This window comes from Pantoea cypripedii (genome assembly GCF_002095535.1).
GTDB classification, from domain to species: domain Bacteria; phylum Pseudomonadota; class Gammaproteobacteria; order Enterobacterales; family Enterobacteriaceae; genus Pantoea; species Pantoea cypripedii.
Genome location: NZ_MLJI01000003.1, coordinates 605,332 through 622,407, shown reverse-complemented (window position 1 = coordinate 622,407; position 17,076 = coordinate 605,332). Strand labels below are relative to the sequence as shown.

The 17,076-nt window shown below is 52.6% G+C and carries 12 protein-coding genes and 1 pseudogene; 9 read left to right on the top strand and 4 right to left on the bottom strand.

What is annotated here, in order from left to right; translation table 11 throughout:
• Positions 1-5 precede the first annotated feature (5 nt).
• Positions 6-977: an XdhC family protein gene (locus tag HA50_RS30820; protein ID WP_084881180.1), complete on the top strand. Its 972-nt coding sequence runs from the start codon at positions 6-8 to the stop codon at positions 975-977.
• Here HA50_RS30820 and HA50_RS30815 read toward each other — a convergent pair.
• Both HA50_RS30815 and HA50_RS30810 read right to left on the bottom strand, forming a co-directional pair.
• Positions 961-1,533, bottom strand: a complete 573-nt coding sequence (locus HA50_RS30815; RefSeq protein ID WP_084881179.1) for a nucleotidyltransferase family protein — start codon at positions 1,531-1,533, stop codon at positions 961-963. The two genes, HA50_RS30820 and HA50_RS30815, sit on opposite strands and share 17 nt — an antisense overlap.
• A gap of 53 nt (positions 1,534-1,586) precedes the next feature.
• Positions 1,587-2,963, bottom strand: a complete 1,377-nt coding sequence (locus tag HA50_RS30810; RefSeq protein WP_084881178.1) for an aldehyde dehydrogenase family protein — start codon at positions 2,961-2,963, stop codon at positions 1,587-1,589.
• Between the two features lie 476 nt (positions 2,964-3,439).
• Here HA50_RS30810 and HA50_RS30805 point away from each other — a divergent pair, with 476 nt between their 5' ends.
• From HA50_RS30805 to HA50_RS30785, 6 genes and pseudogenes are all read left to right on the top strand, one after another.
• Positions 3,440-4,369 carry a RepB family plasmid replication initiator protein gene (locus HA50_RS30805; RefSeq protein WP_084881177.1) on the top strand — a complete coding sequence of 310 codons (930 nt, stop codon included), beginning with the start codon at positions 3,440-3,442 and terminating at the stop codon, positions 4,367-4,369.
• 1,914 nt (positions 4,370-6,283) lie between these two features.
• A complete protein-coding gene (locus tag HA50_RS30800; RefSeq protein WP_084881176.1) occupies positions 6,284-7,483 on the top strand; it encodes an AAA family ATPase in 1,200 nt (399 codons plus the stop codon).
• 7 nt (positions 7,484-7,490) lie between these two features.
• Complete coding sequence (locus HA50_RS30795; protein ID WP_084881175.1) at positions 7,491-8,462, top strand: ParB family protein; 972 nt, start codon at positions 7,491-7,493, stop codon at positions 8,460-8,462.
• 481 nt (positions 8,463-8,943) lie between these two features.
• Entirely contained in the window at positions 8,944-10,350 is a 1,407-nt protein-coding gene (locus HA50_RS30790) for an FAD/NAD(P)-binding protein (protein ID WP_084881174.1), read from the top strand.
• Between the two features lie 14 nt (positions 10,351-10,364).
• A pseudogene (locus HA50_RS31970) lies at positions 10,365-10,493 on the top strand (hypothetical protein); the annotation flags it as partial.
• 359 nt (positions 10,494-10,852) lie between these two features.
• Positions 10,853-11,836 (top strand): IS110 family RNA-guided transposase, encoded by a 984-nt coding sequence (locus HA50_RS30785; protein ID WP_084881223.1) that lies wholly within the window; start codon positions 10,853-10,855, stop codon positions 11,834-11,836.
• A 242-nt stretch (positions 11,837-12,078) separates the two neighbouring features.
• Here HA50_RS30785 and HA50_RS30780 read toward each other — a convergent pair whose 3' ends face one another.
• On the bottom strand, positions 12,079-13,035 hold the full coding sequence (locus tag HA50_RS30780; protein WP_084881173.1) for a sulfonate ABC transporter substrate-binding protein: 957 nt from the start codon (positions 13,033-13,035) through the stop codon (positions 12,079-12,081).
• A gap of 265 nt (positions 13,036-13,300) precedes the next feature.
• On the opposite strand from HA50_RS30780, the gene HA50_RS30775 reads away from it, so the two are divergent.
• Positions 13,301-15,352, top strand: coding sequence for an FUSC family protein (locus HA50_RS30775; protein WP_084881172.1), 2,052 nt, complete (start codon positions 13,301-13,303; stop codon positions 15,350-15,352).
• On the top strand, positions 15,349-16,044 hold the full coding sequence (locus tag HA50_RS30770) for an aspartate/glutamate racemase family protein (protein ID WP_084881171.1): 696 nt from the start codon (positions 15,349-15,351) through the stop codon (positions 16,042-16,044). The genes HA50_RS30775 and HA50_RS30770 overlap by 4 nt, the downstream gene beginning before the upstream one ends.
• On the opposite strand, the gene HA50_RS30765 is transcribed toward HA50_RS30770, so the two are convergent.
• Entirely contained in the window at positions 16,036-16,968 is a 933-nt protein-coding gene (locus HA50_RS30765; RefSeq protein WP_084881170.1) for a LysR family transcriptional regulator, read from the bottom strand. The genes HA50_RS30770 and HA50_RS30765 overlap by 9 nt on opposite strands.
• Positions 16,969-17,076: the final 108 nt, after the last annotated feature.

Below are 17,076 nucleotides of genomic sequence, written 5' to 3'. Positions count from 1 at the left end.
AACCTATGTTGTCACTCGATCAACGCGTTATCGACCAGGCATTGCTGTGGCTGCAACAGGGTAAGACCATCTGGCTGTGTACCGTGCTGCATAGCTGGGGGTCTGCCCCCCGCTCACCCGGCGCCATGCTGGTGGCTGACGCGCAAGGCAACTGGGTGGGATCACTTTCGGGCGGCTGCATTGAGGAGGATTTCCTGGCGCGGCTGCAACAGGGTGCTTATCCGCAGCCAAGTGAACAAGTGCGTTACGGTGCCGAAGGGCTGGCACCTCCGGTGCAACTGCCCTGTGGTGGTGTCCTGGATGTGCTGGTGGAACGTTTTGTACCGCAGGAACGCTCGCTGGCGTTACTGAGTGCGATGCAGGCCGCGCTGAGTGGTGGCCCGTTGCTGACGCGTTATATCACGCTGGGGGTTGATCATGAATGGCAGGTTCTCGCTCCCGGTTCACCACAAACATTGCTGCGCTATGACGATAACAGCGCGGTATTGCCGGTGGGTGCCGTGACCACGGTGTTTATCGCGGGTTATTCAGCGGTGGCGAACGATTGTATTCGTCTGGCGCTGATGCTCGGTTTTCGTGTGGTGGTGTGTGAACATCGCGATACCGAATTCGGTCAATTATGTGCAGCGGTGCAGCCAAATGAAAATTTGCATTGCACACAGCTGCATCCGGCGCGCTATCTGGAAAAATCGGGGGCTTCGGCGGGAACAGCGATCCTTTGTCTTACCCATGATCCACGCGTCGATGATTTGACGCTGATGGAAGCGGTCAATACGCCAGCGTTTTATATTGGTGCCATGGGGTCGGCGAAGAATAGCCAGCGCCGCTTTCAACGCCTGGCAGACCTGGGGGGATTATCCGAACAGGCGCTGGCTCGGATTCATGCGCCGATCGGTTTGCCAATTGGCAGCAAAACACCGGGAGAAATCGCCCTCGCGACGCTGGCGGATATTGTTCGTGTCAGGAATGGTTTGTAGTACCGGGAAGATCCGCATCACGAATCACCCCGGCGTGCGCACTGATTTTTTGCAGGATTGCCGGGTCCAGCAAGGCGCGTGCGCCATTATCACCGGTTAGCTGACTCAGCGCCTCACCATAACGTGCCGCAAAGCCTACCGGATGTCCTGGCAGTTGATCCCAGCACAGACGTACCTGTTGCGCCCCGGCGGTAAGCAGGCTCGCCACGCGTTGATGATCCTGTGCCGTTACCCATGCCATATCACCCGGCTGAATCAGCCAGCCTGACCAGGCTCGGGTTTCCCGTACTGCCGCCGCAATGCTTTCGCCACTGCCTGCACTGGCAACAGTGATGGCAGGTACCTGGTATTGCTCCGCAAGTGCAAGGATCTCGTGATATTCAGGACGGGTAACCAGCAGCACAGGCAGGCCGGAAGCCTGCGCCTGTTGCAACGTCAACGCCAGCAGGGGTTGTTGGTTTTCCTGCGGTGCCAGCAGTTTGTTGCCCTGCCCTCCGGCACGGGTAAACCGTGCACCGAGGCCAGCAGCAAGGATGATGATGCCAGGTGTGTTCATACGAAGTCATCGTTGCTAAGTCGGGGCGCGTAGTATCGCGCGCCCCGGTCGAGTTAGCGACGATTTTTCCAGACAGTCTGGATATTACAGAACTCGTAAACACCAAAGCTTGACAACTCGCGGCCATAACCACTTTTCTTCACGCCGCCAATCGCTACGCGCGGATCGGAAGCACCGTTGCCGTTGATGAAGACTGCACCGGTTTCCAGTTTGCTGGCCAGTTCCGCCGCAACGGCTTCATTGCCGCTCCACACGGTAGCGCTAAGGCCAAACTCGCTGTTATTTGCCAGTTCTAATGCATGCTCTGCGTTACGAGCAATGGTGATCGCGGCAACCGGGCCAAAGATCTCCTGCTGGAATGCTGTCATTTCCGGTGTGACATCTGCCAGGATCGTCGGCGCATAGTAGTTACCCACACCTTCGATCTTATGACCACCAATAACCAGACGCGCACCCTCGGCAATGCTCTGTTGCACCTGCTTATCCAGTTCATCACGCAGATCGTAACGGGCCATCGGACCGATATAGGTTGCTTCATCCAGTGGATCACCGATTTTCAGTGCCTGCACCGCTGCGCTAAAACGCGCCTCAAACGCTTCTGCGACGCTTTCTTCAATGATGAACCGTTTGGCTGCCATACACACCTGTCCGGTGTTCTGGTAGCGTCCTGTGACCGCTGAAGCCACTGCGGCGTCCAGATCTGCATCGGCGAGAACGATAAAAGGATCGGCACCACCCAGTTCCAGTACGGTTTTCTTCAGTGCGGCACCCGCTTGTGCGGCGATCGCACCGCCTGCACGTACGCTGCCGGTAACGGCAATCGCCGCAACGCGCGGATCTTTTATCGCCACCGAGACACCATCGTTATCAACATTGATGACGTTGAAAGCGCCTTTCGGCAGGTCGGTCGCATCAAACAGGCTGGTGATCAGGTTGGCACAGCCCATCACGCTTGGGGCATGTTTTAGCAGGTAAGTATTTCCTGCCAGTAACATGCTGACTGCGCCACGCAGTACCTGCCAGTAAGGGAAGTTCCACGGCATGACCGCAAGGATCACACCAAGCGGACGAAATGCCTGCCATGCCTGTTGATTTTCCACCAGCGTCGGTTTGTCAGCCAGCATCGCCGGGCCTTGTTCAGCATACCAGTCACACAGGTTGGCGCATTTCAGTACTTCAGCGCGAGCCTGAGCAATAGGTTTACCCATTTCCAGTGTCGCCATCGCGGACAGCTCATCCTGACGCTGACGGATCTGTTCTGCTAATTGGCGCAGAACCAGCACGCGCTGCTCCAATGTTGTGTTACGCCACTGGTTGAAAGCATGTGCACTTTGTTGCAGCGCTTTTTCCAGTTCAGCAGGCGTTTGCAGCGGATACGTTGCCAGGATTTCACCGCTGGTGGGGTTACGTGAGATTACATTTTCAGTCATAACAACCTTCATCGTGAGTTTGTGTCGTCAATGAGGCTTACCATACGCCGTGGTTGAATTGTTGAAAAATGAATATTAATGACAAAGTTGTTCTCAGTAGAAGAACGTACAGGGATCTAACTTGCGTGCGGCTAATGTCAGGATCCTGAATATGCAGTTGGCGGTGTTTTATTCCCGATCGTGCTTTATTCCACGTTCTGACTGGGTTTTTCAAAGAGTTATCCAGTTATACAGTGATTAGATCTCTAAGAAAGATCATAGAGAGATCTAAAAGAGATCCAAAGAGATCCCCGATCGTCGCAGGCCGCACCGGACAAGGGCTGAGAAGGTGATCGTGTTCACTATAATCAGCAAAGTGTTCACTGTAATCAGCATTATATTCACTGTAAGCAGTAGAATGTTCACTATAAACAGTGTTAATGTTCACTGTAATCAGAAACCGACCCTTTTCATCCACAGAATGAAGATCTCAGGCTATGGCAGATAAAGAGAGTGAAAACAAGGCGTTACTTGAACCTTTTCTGTCGGTGACAAAAAACAGCGGTGAAGTTATTCAGCTCCACCCTAACAAAAATAACACCGTACAACCGGTCGCCTTGATGCGCCTGGGACTGTTTGTTCCGACACTGAAATCCACCGCGCGCGGTAAATCTGGCGCGATGGCTTCAACCGATGCCACGAAAGAGCTGAAAAACCTGTCACTGGTTAAAGCTGAAGGCTATGAAAAGATTACCATTACCGGCGCAAGGCTGGATATGGATAATGATTTCAAAACCTGGGCCGGGATCATTCAGTCATTCTCCCGTTATCCGTCGAAAGGCGACACGGTGACGCTGCCGTTTATCGATTTCGTAAAAATGTGCGGGATCCCCTCGGCAAACTCCTCTGCGGCCTTACGTAAGCGTTTAGATGCCTCATTACGTCGTATCGCGACCAATACCCTCTCCTTTGAAGGTAACGGCAAAGCCTATCATACCCACCTGGTACAATCGGCCTATTACGATCGTGAAAAGGATGTGGTGCAGATTCAGGCGGATCCTAAACTGTTCGAGTTGTATAACTTTGACCATAAGGTTTTGCTGCAGCTCCGCGCCATCTCGCGGCTTAAGCGTAAGGAATCTGCTCAGGCGCTTTATACCTATCTGGAGAGCCTGCCAACAAACCCTGCTCCTATATCACTGGCTCGTCTGCGTATGCGCCTCAACCTGGGTTCAAAAACCACCACCCAGAACCATGTGGTACGCCGTGCCATGGAGCAACTGAAAGAGATTGGTTATCTCGACTATTCAGAAGTGAAACGTGGTCGTTCTGTGTTTTTTATTATCCACAGCCGGACACCAAAACTGGATGGGATCAGCAATCTTGAGAGCATTGATGCACTCGACGATCTGGATTTTGACGACTAAGTCATCATGTTCACTGTAATCAGTACATCACGCGTTGCAGTGTCACTTTTAGCCGAAAAGTGACACTTCCCTCCCTTCAGACATTCACTGTAATCAGCTAGCGCCTATCAGATTCACTGCAATCAGTAACGTTCACTGTAATCAGCATTCCTGCCTGTGATCACAAAACCATAATCCATATTATTGCTGCCAGATACAGTATTCATTGTTATAAATTGATAGTGAGTGCTTACATTTATTGTTTTCATCGTTAAAAGATGAGTATCCGAGGGGTTTTTGCTGATTACAGTGAACGCTATCAACTCGTACGTCCCCACTGATTACAGTGAATGCTTACGTTGTGATGAACTTACTGATTACAGTGGGTGTTTTGTTATATGTATATGATTTTCAATGTCTTATTGAATTGATAGCCATTATGTTCACTGTAATCAGCATCTCACGTATTTTCAGGAACAAAAAAGTGACAGGGTTGGTCACGTTTGCCGATTACAGTGAATATTTACCCCGGTTACTGACTCCAGTGAACACCAGATTGGCACCTGATAGCATGGGTTAAGCCTTTCACTGCTAACGTCACGGTGTCACTGATTACAGTGAATCTTCTGTTTCAGCTGTTGATATACAGAGGTCAGCGGCTGCCGATGTTCGTTTCTACTAACTACAGTGAACATCGCCAGTGGGGTTGTGTGTGACCGGGTACTGACTACAGTGAATGTTCGGCTCAGGCGTTAACATGACCTCTTACTGATTACAGTGAATTTGGGATATCGCTGCTTACTAGCCATCATCGACTTTGTGTGGTCCGTTGCTGATTACAGTGAACATTTCACTTCTGTTGATCCCCCTCTGCTGATTACAGTGAATGTTTAACTTCTTCCTTATGGATACCACTTACTGATTACAGTGAACGTCCGATTCTCACTGTTGAGCTCACGCCAGTTCCCGCTCCCGGAGAACTGCTGACGTAATACGTCCGCATACCCTCCACTGATTACAGTGAATGTTGCTGATTCGGCCTGAGGTACGTAACGCATGGAAAATCCTCTGAAGTGCGCTCTCAATCTTGCTGACTACAGTGAATGTTTTGATTTTTTATCGCGGTAAAAGCATCAGTCAGGGACAGATGATGGTTGATCGGAGTACGAAAGCAGCGACTGATTACAGTGAATGTTTGCCGATTTGATGACACCTTGTACTGACTATAGTGAACACCTGCGGGTTATATAACCAGGGTTGCTCACTACAGTGAACGTTTCCGGATGCCGGGAAATTTGGCTTACTTACTACAGTGAACATTTGAGGTGGGCGGAGAATTGTCTTACTGACTACAGTGAACGATTATGGATTTCGCAAATTGCGACTGCTGATTACAGTGAATGTTTGACGGAAAACCAGAATGGGGTTCTCTTTTACTGATTACAGTGAATGATTTTGTCCCTTCAGCCGGTGTTAAACAGGCTATCGTTAGCTTATCCGTGTAGATGCGGTTACTGATTACAGTGAATGTTTAGTGATGGCTTGCTGATTACAGTGAATCTTTTGCCGACTACAGTGGGTTTATGCCCGCGTTGCTTGTAAAGCTTGCTGACTACAGTGAATCTTCCCTGCTCCCTGCTCCCTGCTCCCTGCTCCCTGCTCCCTGCTCCCTGCTCCCTGCTCCGTACTTTTACTCACGCCACTACTGATTACAGTGAATTCTGGCAGGTTAGCTCGAAAAATGATCAGCTCATCTTTTATTCATTTCATCCGGCTGCTCAGGATTGCCGCACTGATTACAGTGAATGTTTGTAATAACATCCTCCTGGACAAGGTGTTTCGTTCACATCAGTTGTTTCTGAGTAAATGAGATATATTTGCCTGATGTGCAGGATTTCGGTATAAAGTCATAAATCCTACATGTGTGGAGCAACTATGGCTAACGATGAAAAGCAGGTTCTGAAGGTCGCTCAACGTTCTGAGAAAATGCTCATGAGCCTGACGGAACAGATCCAGGCACAAAAAGAAGAGTTGCAGGAAAATACTTTTTACCAGGTTTACGCTAAAGCGGCACTGGCAAAGTTACCCAAGCTGACGCGCGCCAGTGTCGATTATGCTGTGAATGAGATGGAAGAAAACGGTTATCCGTTTGATAAGCGTGCCGCCGGTAGCTCAACCAAATATGCAATGTCGATTCAGAACATTATCGACATCTATCACCATCGTGGTGTGCCCAAGTACCGTGATCGTCACGGTGATGCATTCACGTTATTTGTTGGTAACCTGAAAGGTGGCGTATCGAAAACGGTATCAACCGTTTCGCTGGCCCACGCGCTGCGCGCACATCCACACCTGTTATTTGAAGATTTACGCATTCTGGTTATCGATCTTGACCCGCAATCTTCCGCAACCATGTTCCTCAATCATGAGCGTTCAGTGGGATTAGTTGAAGCCACCGCGGCACAGGCGATGTTGCAGAATGTCAGCCGCGAAGAATTGCTGAACGAATTTATCGTTCCTTCTATTATTCCTGGTGTGGATGTGCTGCCCGCTTCCATCGATGATGCGTTTATCGCTTCACGCTGGGATGAGCTTTGTGCCGAGCATCTGCCTCAGCATAATGTCCATTCTGTATTGCACGATAATGTTATCGCCAAACTGAAGAAAGATTATGACTTCATCTTTATCGACAGTGGCCCTCACCTCGACGCATTCCTGAAAAACGCCATTGCCGCATCTGATTTGCTGATGACGCCAGTTCCCCCGGCACAGGTCGATTTTCACTCCACTTTGAAGTATCTGACGCGTCTGCCAGAGCTGATTGGCATCATTGAAGAATCCGGCGCAAGTTGTCGTTTACAGGGCAATATTGGATTTATGTCGAAGCTCTCCAACAAAGCTGACCACAAACTCTGCCACAGCCTTGCTAAAGAGATTTTTGGCGGTGACATGCTGGATGCCGCCTTACCAAGGCTTGATGGTTTTGAGCGCTGCGGAGAGTCGTTTGACACTGTAATTTCGGCCAATCCTTCTACCTATGTAGGCAGCAGTGAAGCCCTGAAGAATGCGCGTTCGGCTGCGGAGGATTTTGCCAAAGCCGTGTTTGACCGCATTGAATTTATTCGCCTGAACTGAGGTTACTATGAGCGCAAAACGCATAACGATTGGCAGAACTTTCAGCCAGACACCGCTGCAAACAGAAGAAACATCAGAAGGCCATACCCAGACTTTTATCCTGTCCACCGGTAAACGCGCCCAGTTCACACTGGAGCACATTGCAGCAAAAGATATCGAAGATAAAACCTTTGTGGTGATGGAAACCAACGGCCGTGACCAATCAGGTCTGACACCCGAATCACTGCGCGACATTATCCGTACCATCAAACTCCAGCAGTTCTTTCCGGCTATTGGCGTCAAGCGTGATGACCGTATCGAGATTCTCGATGGTTCACGCCGCCGTGCTGCTGCGCTGCATTGTAAAACAGGTCTTGATGTTCTGGTTACTGACGCCTCAATCACGGCAGAAGAAGCCCGTCGTCTGGCACAGGATATTCAGACTGCCCGTGAACACAACCTGCGTGAGGTTGGCATGCGTCTGCTGGCGCTGAAAGATGGTGGTTTGTCGCAAAAAGAAATTGCCCAGAGCGAAGGTCTTTCTCAGGCCAAAGTGACACGCGCATTGCAGGCGGCCAGTGTGCCTGCCGATCTCATCACGTTATTCCCTAACCACTCAGAGCTGACCTATCCCGATTATAAATCTCTGTTGCAGGCTTATGAGAAGCTGCAGGAGACGGGTCAGACGGTTGATGCGCTGATTGATGCCATTGGTATGGATGTTGATACCGTTTGTGCCAGAGATGGATTAGCGGAAGATGAAGTGAAGAATGGAATTCTGCGTCTGGTGCGTAATGGCAGCCAGACGCTGGTGCAGTCACCCGCTAAAGATAAAGTCGTCGCCACCGCGCTCTGGACCTTTGCCGACAAAGACCGCTTTGCACGTAAAAAGACGCGTGGTCGCATGTTCAGCTATGAATTTAATCGACAGTCAAAAGAACTCCAGGACGAGTTGGATCGGGTGATTAACGAGACCCTGAACAAATACCTCAATCAATGAGCAATGCCGCCTTCGGGCGGTTTTTTTTACCTCCTTTTCCTTCGCCAGCGTAATTTCACCGCTAACTGCATGAAATATCAGTAATGAGGCCTAAAATTTCAGGCTGAAATCGCCATGATTTCACTCATCACGGGCAATCCTTCCGATCAATGAACACAACCGGTGACGGCAAATTAACCATCCCTCTGTGAAGGCAACAATCCACTAAATTATGATTGCCCGCATTCGTACTGGTCGGAAAATTATAAAGCTCGCCACGCCGATTTCACGCCTATCTCTATGAATATAATGATTTTTAGAAAAGGATTTCAGGGTGAAATCGCCACATGGATGCACCCTGCCGTAACGCCATCATAAATACTGGCTAAAATTAGCCAGATGATATGCAACGATTTATCCACAGAAAAAGTGGATAACTTTCATCTGTTCATCTTTTATTAAAGTTATATAGGAAATGCATACAGGCAATGGGGAAAAGGCGATGCAGACACCGCATGTGATTATCGTTGGCGGCGGGTTCAGTGGTACGGCGCTGGCGATTCATCTTGCCCGAACGGCAACGGCACCCCTGCGCGTGACGGTGATTGAACCAAGAGACAGCCTCGGAGCAGGCGTGGCGTATTCGACCCAGGAGCCTGCGCATCGCATCAACGTACCCGCTGCGCGTATGCAACTGAGCGGTGACGAGCCGGGTGCGTTCGACCGCTGGTATCGTCAGCAACCCGAATGTTCACTGGATTCAGTAGCACATTGCGCTGATGGCGCGGTTTACCCGCAGCGTGGGATGTTTGGTCGCTATCTGGCGGAGCAATTTGCGCAGGCAGCCTTACAACATCCACAGGTGACATTGCAGCACATTCAGGCCAGCGCTATCGCCTGGGAAGGAGAGCAACTGCTGCTGAGTAACGGGGAAGCGCTACAAGGCGATGTGCTGGCCCTGGCGATCAGCCATCCGCCACCGGCATTACCTCGCGCCTTACTTCCTTTTGCGGCACATCCGGCGCTGATTACCAACCCGTGGCGGCCAGGGGGATTGGATAACATTGCGGGTCATGCCTCGGTCGCGATTATCGGCACCGGCCTGAGTATGGCGGATGTGGTGGCATCGCTGGCAACGCGCCAGCACCACGGGCCGTTGCTGGCCTTCTCGCGTCGTGGGCAACTATCGCGTGCTAATCTGAGCGGTGACTGGCCGGAGTGGACGCTTGCTCCACAGCAGCAACCGAGCGTACGTCAGTGGCTACACCATATCCGTGCGGAAGTCGTACGCGCCGCCGAACAACAATTGCCGTGGCAGCGCGTGCTGGATGAGGTGCGCGTGCAGGGGCAGGATATCTGGCAGTCCTTGCCGCTACGGGAGCAGCAACGTTTTGTGCGCCATCTGCGTTCATGGTGGGATGTACATCGTTACCGCATCGCGCCACAGGTGACGGCGGCCATAACCGAACGTCAGCAGGCGGGGAGCCTGCGCGTGTTAGCCGCACGCCTGATCAGGATCGATGCCAGCGACAAGCAACTGATAATTCAGCTGCATACGCGCCATGGCGTGACGGAAAATCATCAACTCGATCATCTGATTGTCACGACCGGCCCCGGCCATGAGGCATTAACCGCCAGCCAGCCGCTGCTGAAGTCGCTCAGCCAGCAGGGCATGATTCGTGCCGATGCGCTGGGATTTGGCATTGATGTTGATCGCCACTCCCGTACGCTGACGCAATCCGGCCAGCCGAACCCCAGGTTGTTCGTTGTCGGCCCGGCAGCGCGGGCGCGTTTTGGTGAGCTGATGGGCTTGCCGCAGGTGGCTGATCATGCCGCTGAAGTCGCACGCCAGATTCTGGCATCGCTGCCACTCGCTCACGCGGAGCGATCTCCCCCTTCCGCCCCTTAATTCCCCAACATTAGTCGCCGGGTCTGTGGGCGCATCCGCATGACCGCGAATGGCAATACAAAGATCTGGAATATTCGGTCGATTTAGCCCGTCTGCTGGAGCGCGGAAAATTTGACGAGCTGTTGATCGCCGATGTGCGGGGGTGTTTACGATACCCGTCTAAGCAAAGCGCTGGACCGCCACTAAATCGGCAGGGGAGAGGTGTAGTTCAGGTTGGCATTGATTTGTATCGGCGCGATTTATCGCGCGTGTTTTCCGGTACGACGAACGGAATTGCGCGATAAATCGCGCCGCTTGTATCTTGAAACTGTTGCTGGTTAGCTACCAGTAACAGGAAACGGAGGAAGCTTGTCGCGCCGCTCAGGAGAAAATCCTGCATCGTAGTTTAAGCCCTCCGTTTCTCCTTTCACGCCAGCATCTACTCTGAACGGTAACCAGAAGCTCTGACTTCGTATGTACAAGGCAAGATGGCGTGATGGTTCATGTGAAAGGGAGTTATCTGATGATTTATCTCGGTATTGATGTCAGTAAAAACAAACTTGACCTCTGCCTGTTACCCGGCAACGGCAAAAAGAAAACCAAATCCATGAAGAACCAGCCCGGTGCGGAGCGTGAGATATACGACTGGCTCCTCATGCAGAAGTGCCCGCCTGAACAGGTTACCGCGGTGCTGGAAGCCACCAGTGTCTACCACGAGAATGTGGCGTTCGGGCTGCATGAAAACACCCCCGTCACGGTCTGCATGGGGAATCCTCAGCGGGTCAGGGAATTTGCCCGTGGGATCGGTATGCTCACCAAGAATGATACCGCCGATGCCTGGGTGCTGGCCCGTTACGGTGAGCTGAAACAGCCCGATGCGTGGGTACCACCGTCACCTGAAGTGCGTAAGCTGCGGGAACTGATGCGCCTGCGGGACTCGCTTCAGGCGGATGTGCAGCGGGCAGTAAACCGGCTGGAAAAAGCCCATTCAACCCGGACGTCACGGGAGGTCATCGACTCCCTGACGAGAACCCGGAAAGCGAATGAGGAAGAACTGAAGCGTATTGAAGCCCTCATTTCAGACCACACGGATAATCATCCGGGGCTGAAAGAGGACCGTGAGCTGCTGGAATCGATAAAAGGAATAGGCAGCGTGGTGGGAACGACGATGCTGGCAGTGCTGCACTCGTGCCCGTTCCGCAGTGCGTCGCAGGTCGCATCGTGGCTGGGGGTGGTGCCAGTAGAGAAGACATCGGGAAGTTACGTGAGGGGGCTTGCGCGGATGTCCAAAACGGGCCCGGCGGATGTGAGGGCGAAACTGTATATGGCTGCGGTGGTGGCGTCGAAGTGGAACGGTCCGGCCAGAGCGCTGTATGAGAGATTACTGGCGAAAGGGAAAGCGAAAAAGGCCGCGCTGGGGGCGGTGATGCGAAAGCTGGTTCATCAGTGCTTCGGCGTGCTGAAAACCCGGATGAAGTGGGATGAAAATTACGTAGCGACCGCCTGACGTTCAGGACGGCCGGTGTGGGATATTGACGCCGTGACCCGATACCGCACCGGGCGTAGCGGCGCAATTTATTGCGCGGTGTTAACCGGCTCCGTGCACAGAATAGCGCGATAAATCGCGCCGCTACGGCTCCGTGCGGTTATTGGCCTGGTCGGCATGAATGCCGACCTTACAGGCGTAGGGTGCGAATTTATTCGCACCTAGGGATTGACGCTCAAGACGGTAGCTACGGCATATGCAAATTATTGGGTCGCTTGTTTATCCAGCGACCAGGTTGCGCTGCGCACGTCCACCTTCACCGGCAGCAGGCCGACACGGGTAAAGCTATCCGCCAGGGCCTGCTGTTCAGCAAACACCTGCGGTGTCATGCGTTGCGCGCCATAAGGCAGGCGTGCCAGCGTGGTTTGCCAGATGGCTTTATCCAGCCCGGTTGATTTCGCCAGAATCGCGGCGGCATCATCCTGGTGCTGGTTAGCCCAGTCGCTCAGTTTACTCAGCTCATCCACCACCTGTTGCGCTGCCTGCGGATACTCTTCCGCAAAATGACGGCTGGCGAGATAAAAGGTGTAATGCGGCACCAGGCCTTCGGCATTGCGCACCTGACGTGCGCCGGTATGCGCTTCCACTTCGGCGAGGAACGGATCCCAAATCACCCAGGCGTCAATCGCGCCTTTCTGAAATGCAGCACGGGCATCAGCGGGAGGCAGGTAAACCGGTTTGATATCTTTGTAGCTCAGCCCGGCTTCTTCCAGTGCTTTCACCAGCAGATAATTGACGTCGGAACCTTTGTTCAGGCCAACACGCTTCCCTTTAAGGTCGGCCACGCTTTTGATCGGTGAATCGTTGGGTACCACGATGGCTTCCGTTTTCGGGTTAGCCGGTGAATGTGCGAGATAGACCAAATCCGCTTTAGCCGCCTGAGCGAAGGCCGGTGGCGCATCTCCGGTAGCCGCGAGATCGATACTGCCGACATTCAGTCCTTCCAGCATTTGTGGCCCGGCAGGAAACTCGACCCAGCGCACGTTAATCCCTTCCTTTTTAAAGGTGTCATCCAGCGTGCCACGGTATTTCAACAGCGCGAAGATATTGGCTTTCTGATAACCGATAGTGACGGTTTGCGGATTCGCCGCGAAGCTGTGTGCGGAGAGCAGCCCGAGGCTTAACGCCAGCGTGCTTAATACATGCGTTTTACGTTTCATCGTTGTTCTCTCGTGGTTTTTTCACCACCATAGCAAAGCGCATATATAACCAATAAATAACAATTTTCGATCGCTTATAACTTTAGTTGCGTGTTTTCTCACGTTCACTGTAATCAGTAAACCGGTAAAAAATGTCGCGTGGAATTTCCATAGATGCCCATATAATTAGCACGGTAATAATTTGTATAACAAATCAAAATGCCAACCACAGAGGCTTCTGCCAGGATAGAGTTCCTCCCTGCCTGCTCAAGGTCTTTTAAGCTTTATGAAGTGGTTTTCTCAAAGCGCAGTGCTATTTTCTGCCAAAACCTGTCTTGCTGCCTTTCTGGCTTTTTACATTGCTCTGGAACTCAATCTCGATAAACCGGCCTGGTCGCTGACTACAGTGTACGTTGCTTCCCAGCTCTACTCCGCTTCAACGGTGTCGAAATCGGTCTTCCGATTCTTTGGTACGTTGCTGGGTGGCCTGTTCACGCTGCTGATCTACCCGGCTACGGTGCAGGATCCGATGCTATTCAGTTTCGCCATCTCGTTGTGGGTGGCAGGCTGCCTCTATCTGTCATTGCACGACCGCACGCCGAAAAGTTATGTCTTTATGCTGGCGGGATATAGCGCAGCCATCATGGGTTTCCCCGATGTAACGTCACCGGCGTCCATTACTTACACCGTCATCTCACGTATTGAAGAAATCACCGTGGCGATTGTGTGTAGCAGCCTGGTACATCGCCTGATTATGCCGGTGTCAATGCGTCATCTGCTGGAGCAGAGCGTCAGCCAGTGGTATCAGAACGCACGCAATCTGTGCCGCGAGCTGGTGACCGCGATGCCAGCCGATAAGACGGTTGAACGGGAAGGTATCCTGATTCAGATGGCGAACTACCCGCTGAACGTGGAAACGCTGATTACCCATTGCGTCTACGAAGGAGACTCTGCGCGTCGTCTGGTGCGTCTGGTCAGCGTGCAGTATCAACATCTTTCGTATCTGATCCCGACGCTGACAGCCATTGAGTCGCGGCTTAACCTGCTGGCGCAACAGGGGATTCTTTTCCCCGAGTATGTTGCGCAGGCGTTTCAGCAATTCCTGCTGTGGCTGAATGGTGACGACGATCAACCGGTGCATGCCAATCTGGTGGCGGCGCAGGATCAATTGAAACAGGCGTGGGAAGAGGGCAGGTTGAACAGTGAGGAGAGCATTTTATTGCTCGGATTGCTGGAGCGGCTGCTGAACTTTGTGCGTATCGCCCATGCCTACCACAGCGTTAGCGAACGTGTGAGTGAGTGGACACTAACGGTGAAGCCCGGAAAAACCGTGGCACGTACTCATCGACATATCGACAAAGGTTTGTTGCTGCTCTCATCCTTTACCGCGTTTATCGCCACCTTTGCCACCTGTCTGTTCTGGATCGGCAGTGGATGGGTAGATGGTTCGACCGCGCCAATGATGGCGGCAGTGCTGTGTTCATTCTTTGCCGGTATGGATAGCCCGATTGCTCCGATGAAGCTGTTCCTGAAAGGGGTGATTATCGCGGTCGCTATCAGCCTGATGTATATCGTGTTTCTGATACCCCAGGCCATCACCTTTGAAGCGCTGATCATCTGCCTGGCACCGGGCCTGCTGGCACTGGGGTTGGTGATCGCCAATCCTTCCACTAACCTGATTGGCCTGATTGTCGCGACGCAGATACCTGGCTTTATCGGGATGAGCCATCACTTCAAACCGGATTTACTGCTTATAGTGAACGCTGTGCTCTCCACCATGCTGGGTATCGTCTTTGGGGTGGTGATTACCGCCTTGATCCGTAATAAACGGCCCTCATGGACGGCGAAACGAGCCATGCGTAAAGGCATCCGCGAGCTACTGCAATTTCTTACGGAGATGCGGCTCAATGGCGTAACCATGTCGATGCGCCAGCAATTTGTGGCACGCACGCTGGATAAGGTGAATGTGATCCTGCCACGTAAACGCGTTGATCCGGTGCCGGACCTGGTGGCGGGAGGAAACCTGATTGCTGAAGCCTGGCTGGGAGCCAATTGCTATGACTTCTATACACGTCATCAGACCTTACTGGCAGCGCATAACATTGATAGCGGAGCGATGTTTCACGAGCTGAGTCTGTTCCTGAAGCAGCGTCTGAAATCGCTGCAAACCCAGCCGCAAGCGGCATTGCTGCAGGAGTTGAACCGGTTATTGCTGGGGCTGGAGGCGGGGGCGTTACAGGATCGCGCCCTGTTCGTTCCGCTGTTCCATTTATTTAATATTCGGTTATCGTTATTTCCGACGGCACGATGGCCGGACAAAATAAGGGACGCACAATGAAACTGATCGGCCTGATTGGCGGGATGAGCTGGGAATCAACCGCGCTGTATTACCGCATCATCAATGAGCAGGTGAAGCAGCAACTGGGTGGCTTACACTCAGCGCGCAGCCTGATGTACAGCGTCGATTTTCAGGAAATCGAGCAGTTGCAGGTGGCAGGGGAATGGGAAAAAGCCGGGGAAATTCTGGCAGCTGCCGCCATCAGTCTGGAGCGGGGTGGGGCGGATTTCATCGTGCTTTGTACCAATACCATGCATAAAGTCGCTCACCAGATCACCGCAGCGGTGCAGATTCCGCTGCTGCATATTGCGGACGCCACGGCGCAACGTATTCGTCAGGCGGGAGTTAAACGCGTGGGATTGCTGGCAACGGCCTTTACCATGGAGCAAGACTTCTACAAAGGCCGCCTGCAACAGGAATACGGCATCGACGTGCTGGTGCCCGCGGCAGCGCAGCGTAAAGTGGTGCATGACATCATCTATCAGGAGTTGTGCCTCGGTGTGATCCGTGAGGAGTCACGGGCGCAGTATCGCGAGATTATCGCGCAACTGGTGGCCGACGGCGCTGAAGCGATCATTCTCGGCTGCACTGAAATCACTCTGTTGGTAAAACCAGAAGATGCGACAGTGCCGTTGTTCGATACCACGCTGATTCATGCCCAGGACGCGGTGCAGCTGGCGCTTTCAGCCTAAACGTTTCTCTCTGCGCTGTTTTTCTGCCGTCTCATTTCTCTGGCGTAAGGTCTGTAAAAACACCTGAAACGCCGGAGAAAGCAGGCGGCGGCTGGGATAATAAATATGATAACCGGCAAAGGGCTCACACCAGGCTTCCAGCACCCGTACCAGCGTGCCTGCCGCAAGCTGGGTCTCAACCATATCTTCCATCACCATGGCTAACCCCAGCCCGGCTTCGGCCGCTTTCAGCGTCGCGACGATGTTGTTAACAATAAATTGCCCCTCCACGCGCACGTTAAGTTCGCGTTCTCCCTGATTAAACTCCCACACGTAGATTCCGCCCGAGCTGGGCAAACGGATATTGATACAGGAATGATGGGTTAAATCATGTGGCGATGTGGGGAGACCATGCCTGGCGAAATAATCGGGTGTCGCCACCACCGCCAGGCGCAACTCAGGGCCAATGCGTGCAGCGATCATATCCTGTTCCACCCGCTCACCGAGGCGAATACCGGCATCAAAGCGTTCGCTGACGATATCGGTCAACGCGGAGTCCAGCGACAATTCAATTTTAATATCGGGATAGCTATGCAGCACCTCGTTGATGGCGGGCCAGATGAGGGTGTCTGCCGCATGCTGACCGGCGGTGATGCGTACCGTTCCGGCGGGTTTATCACGGAATTGACTCAACGCCTGTAAGCGGTTGTCGATATCGCTAAACGCCGGACGCAGGGTATTCACCAGCTGTTCACCGGCCTCGGTGACCGCCACGTTGCGCGTGTTCCGTATTAACAGACGCACGCCGAGGCGTTCTTCCAGTCGTCGCACGGTCTGGCTCAGCGACGGCTGCGAAGTGGCAAGCCTTGCCGCCGCACGCGTGAAGCTTTTTTCTTCGGCCACCACCAAAAAAGCGGCCAGGTCGCCCAGCTCATCTCGCAGCATTTATAAATCTCAGATATAAGTTCATTAACTATTAAGCATCTTATCACCTGAATCACCCGCGTATAGACTTTTGCTCATTGATTGAACCGCAGGGCGGCAATCACCTTT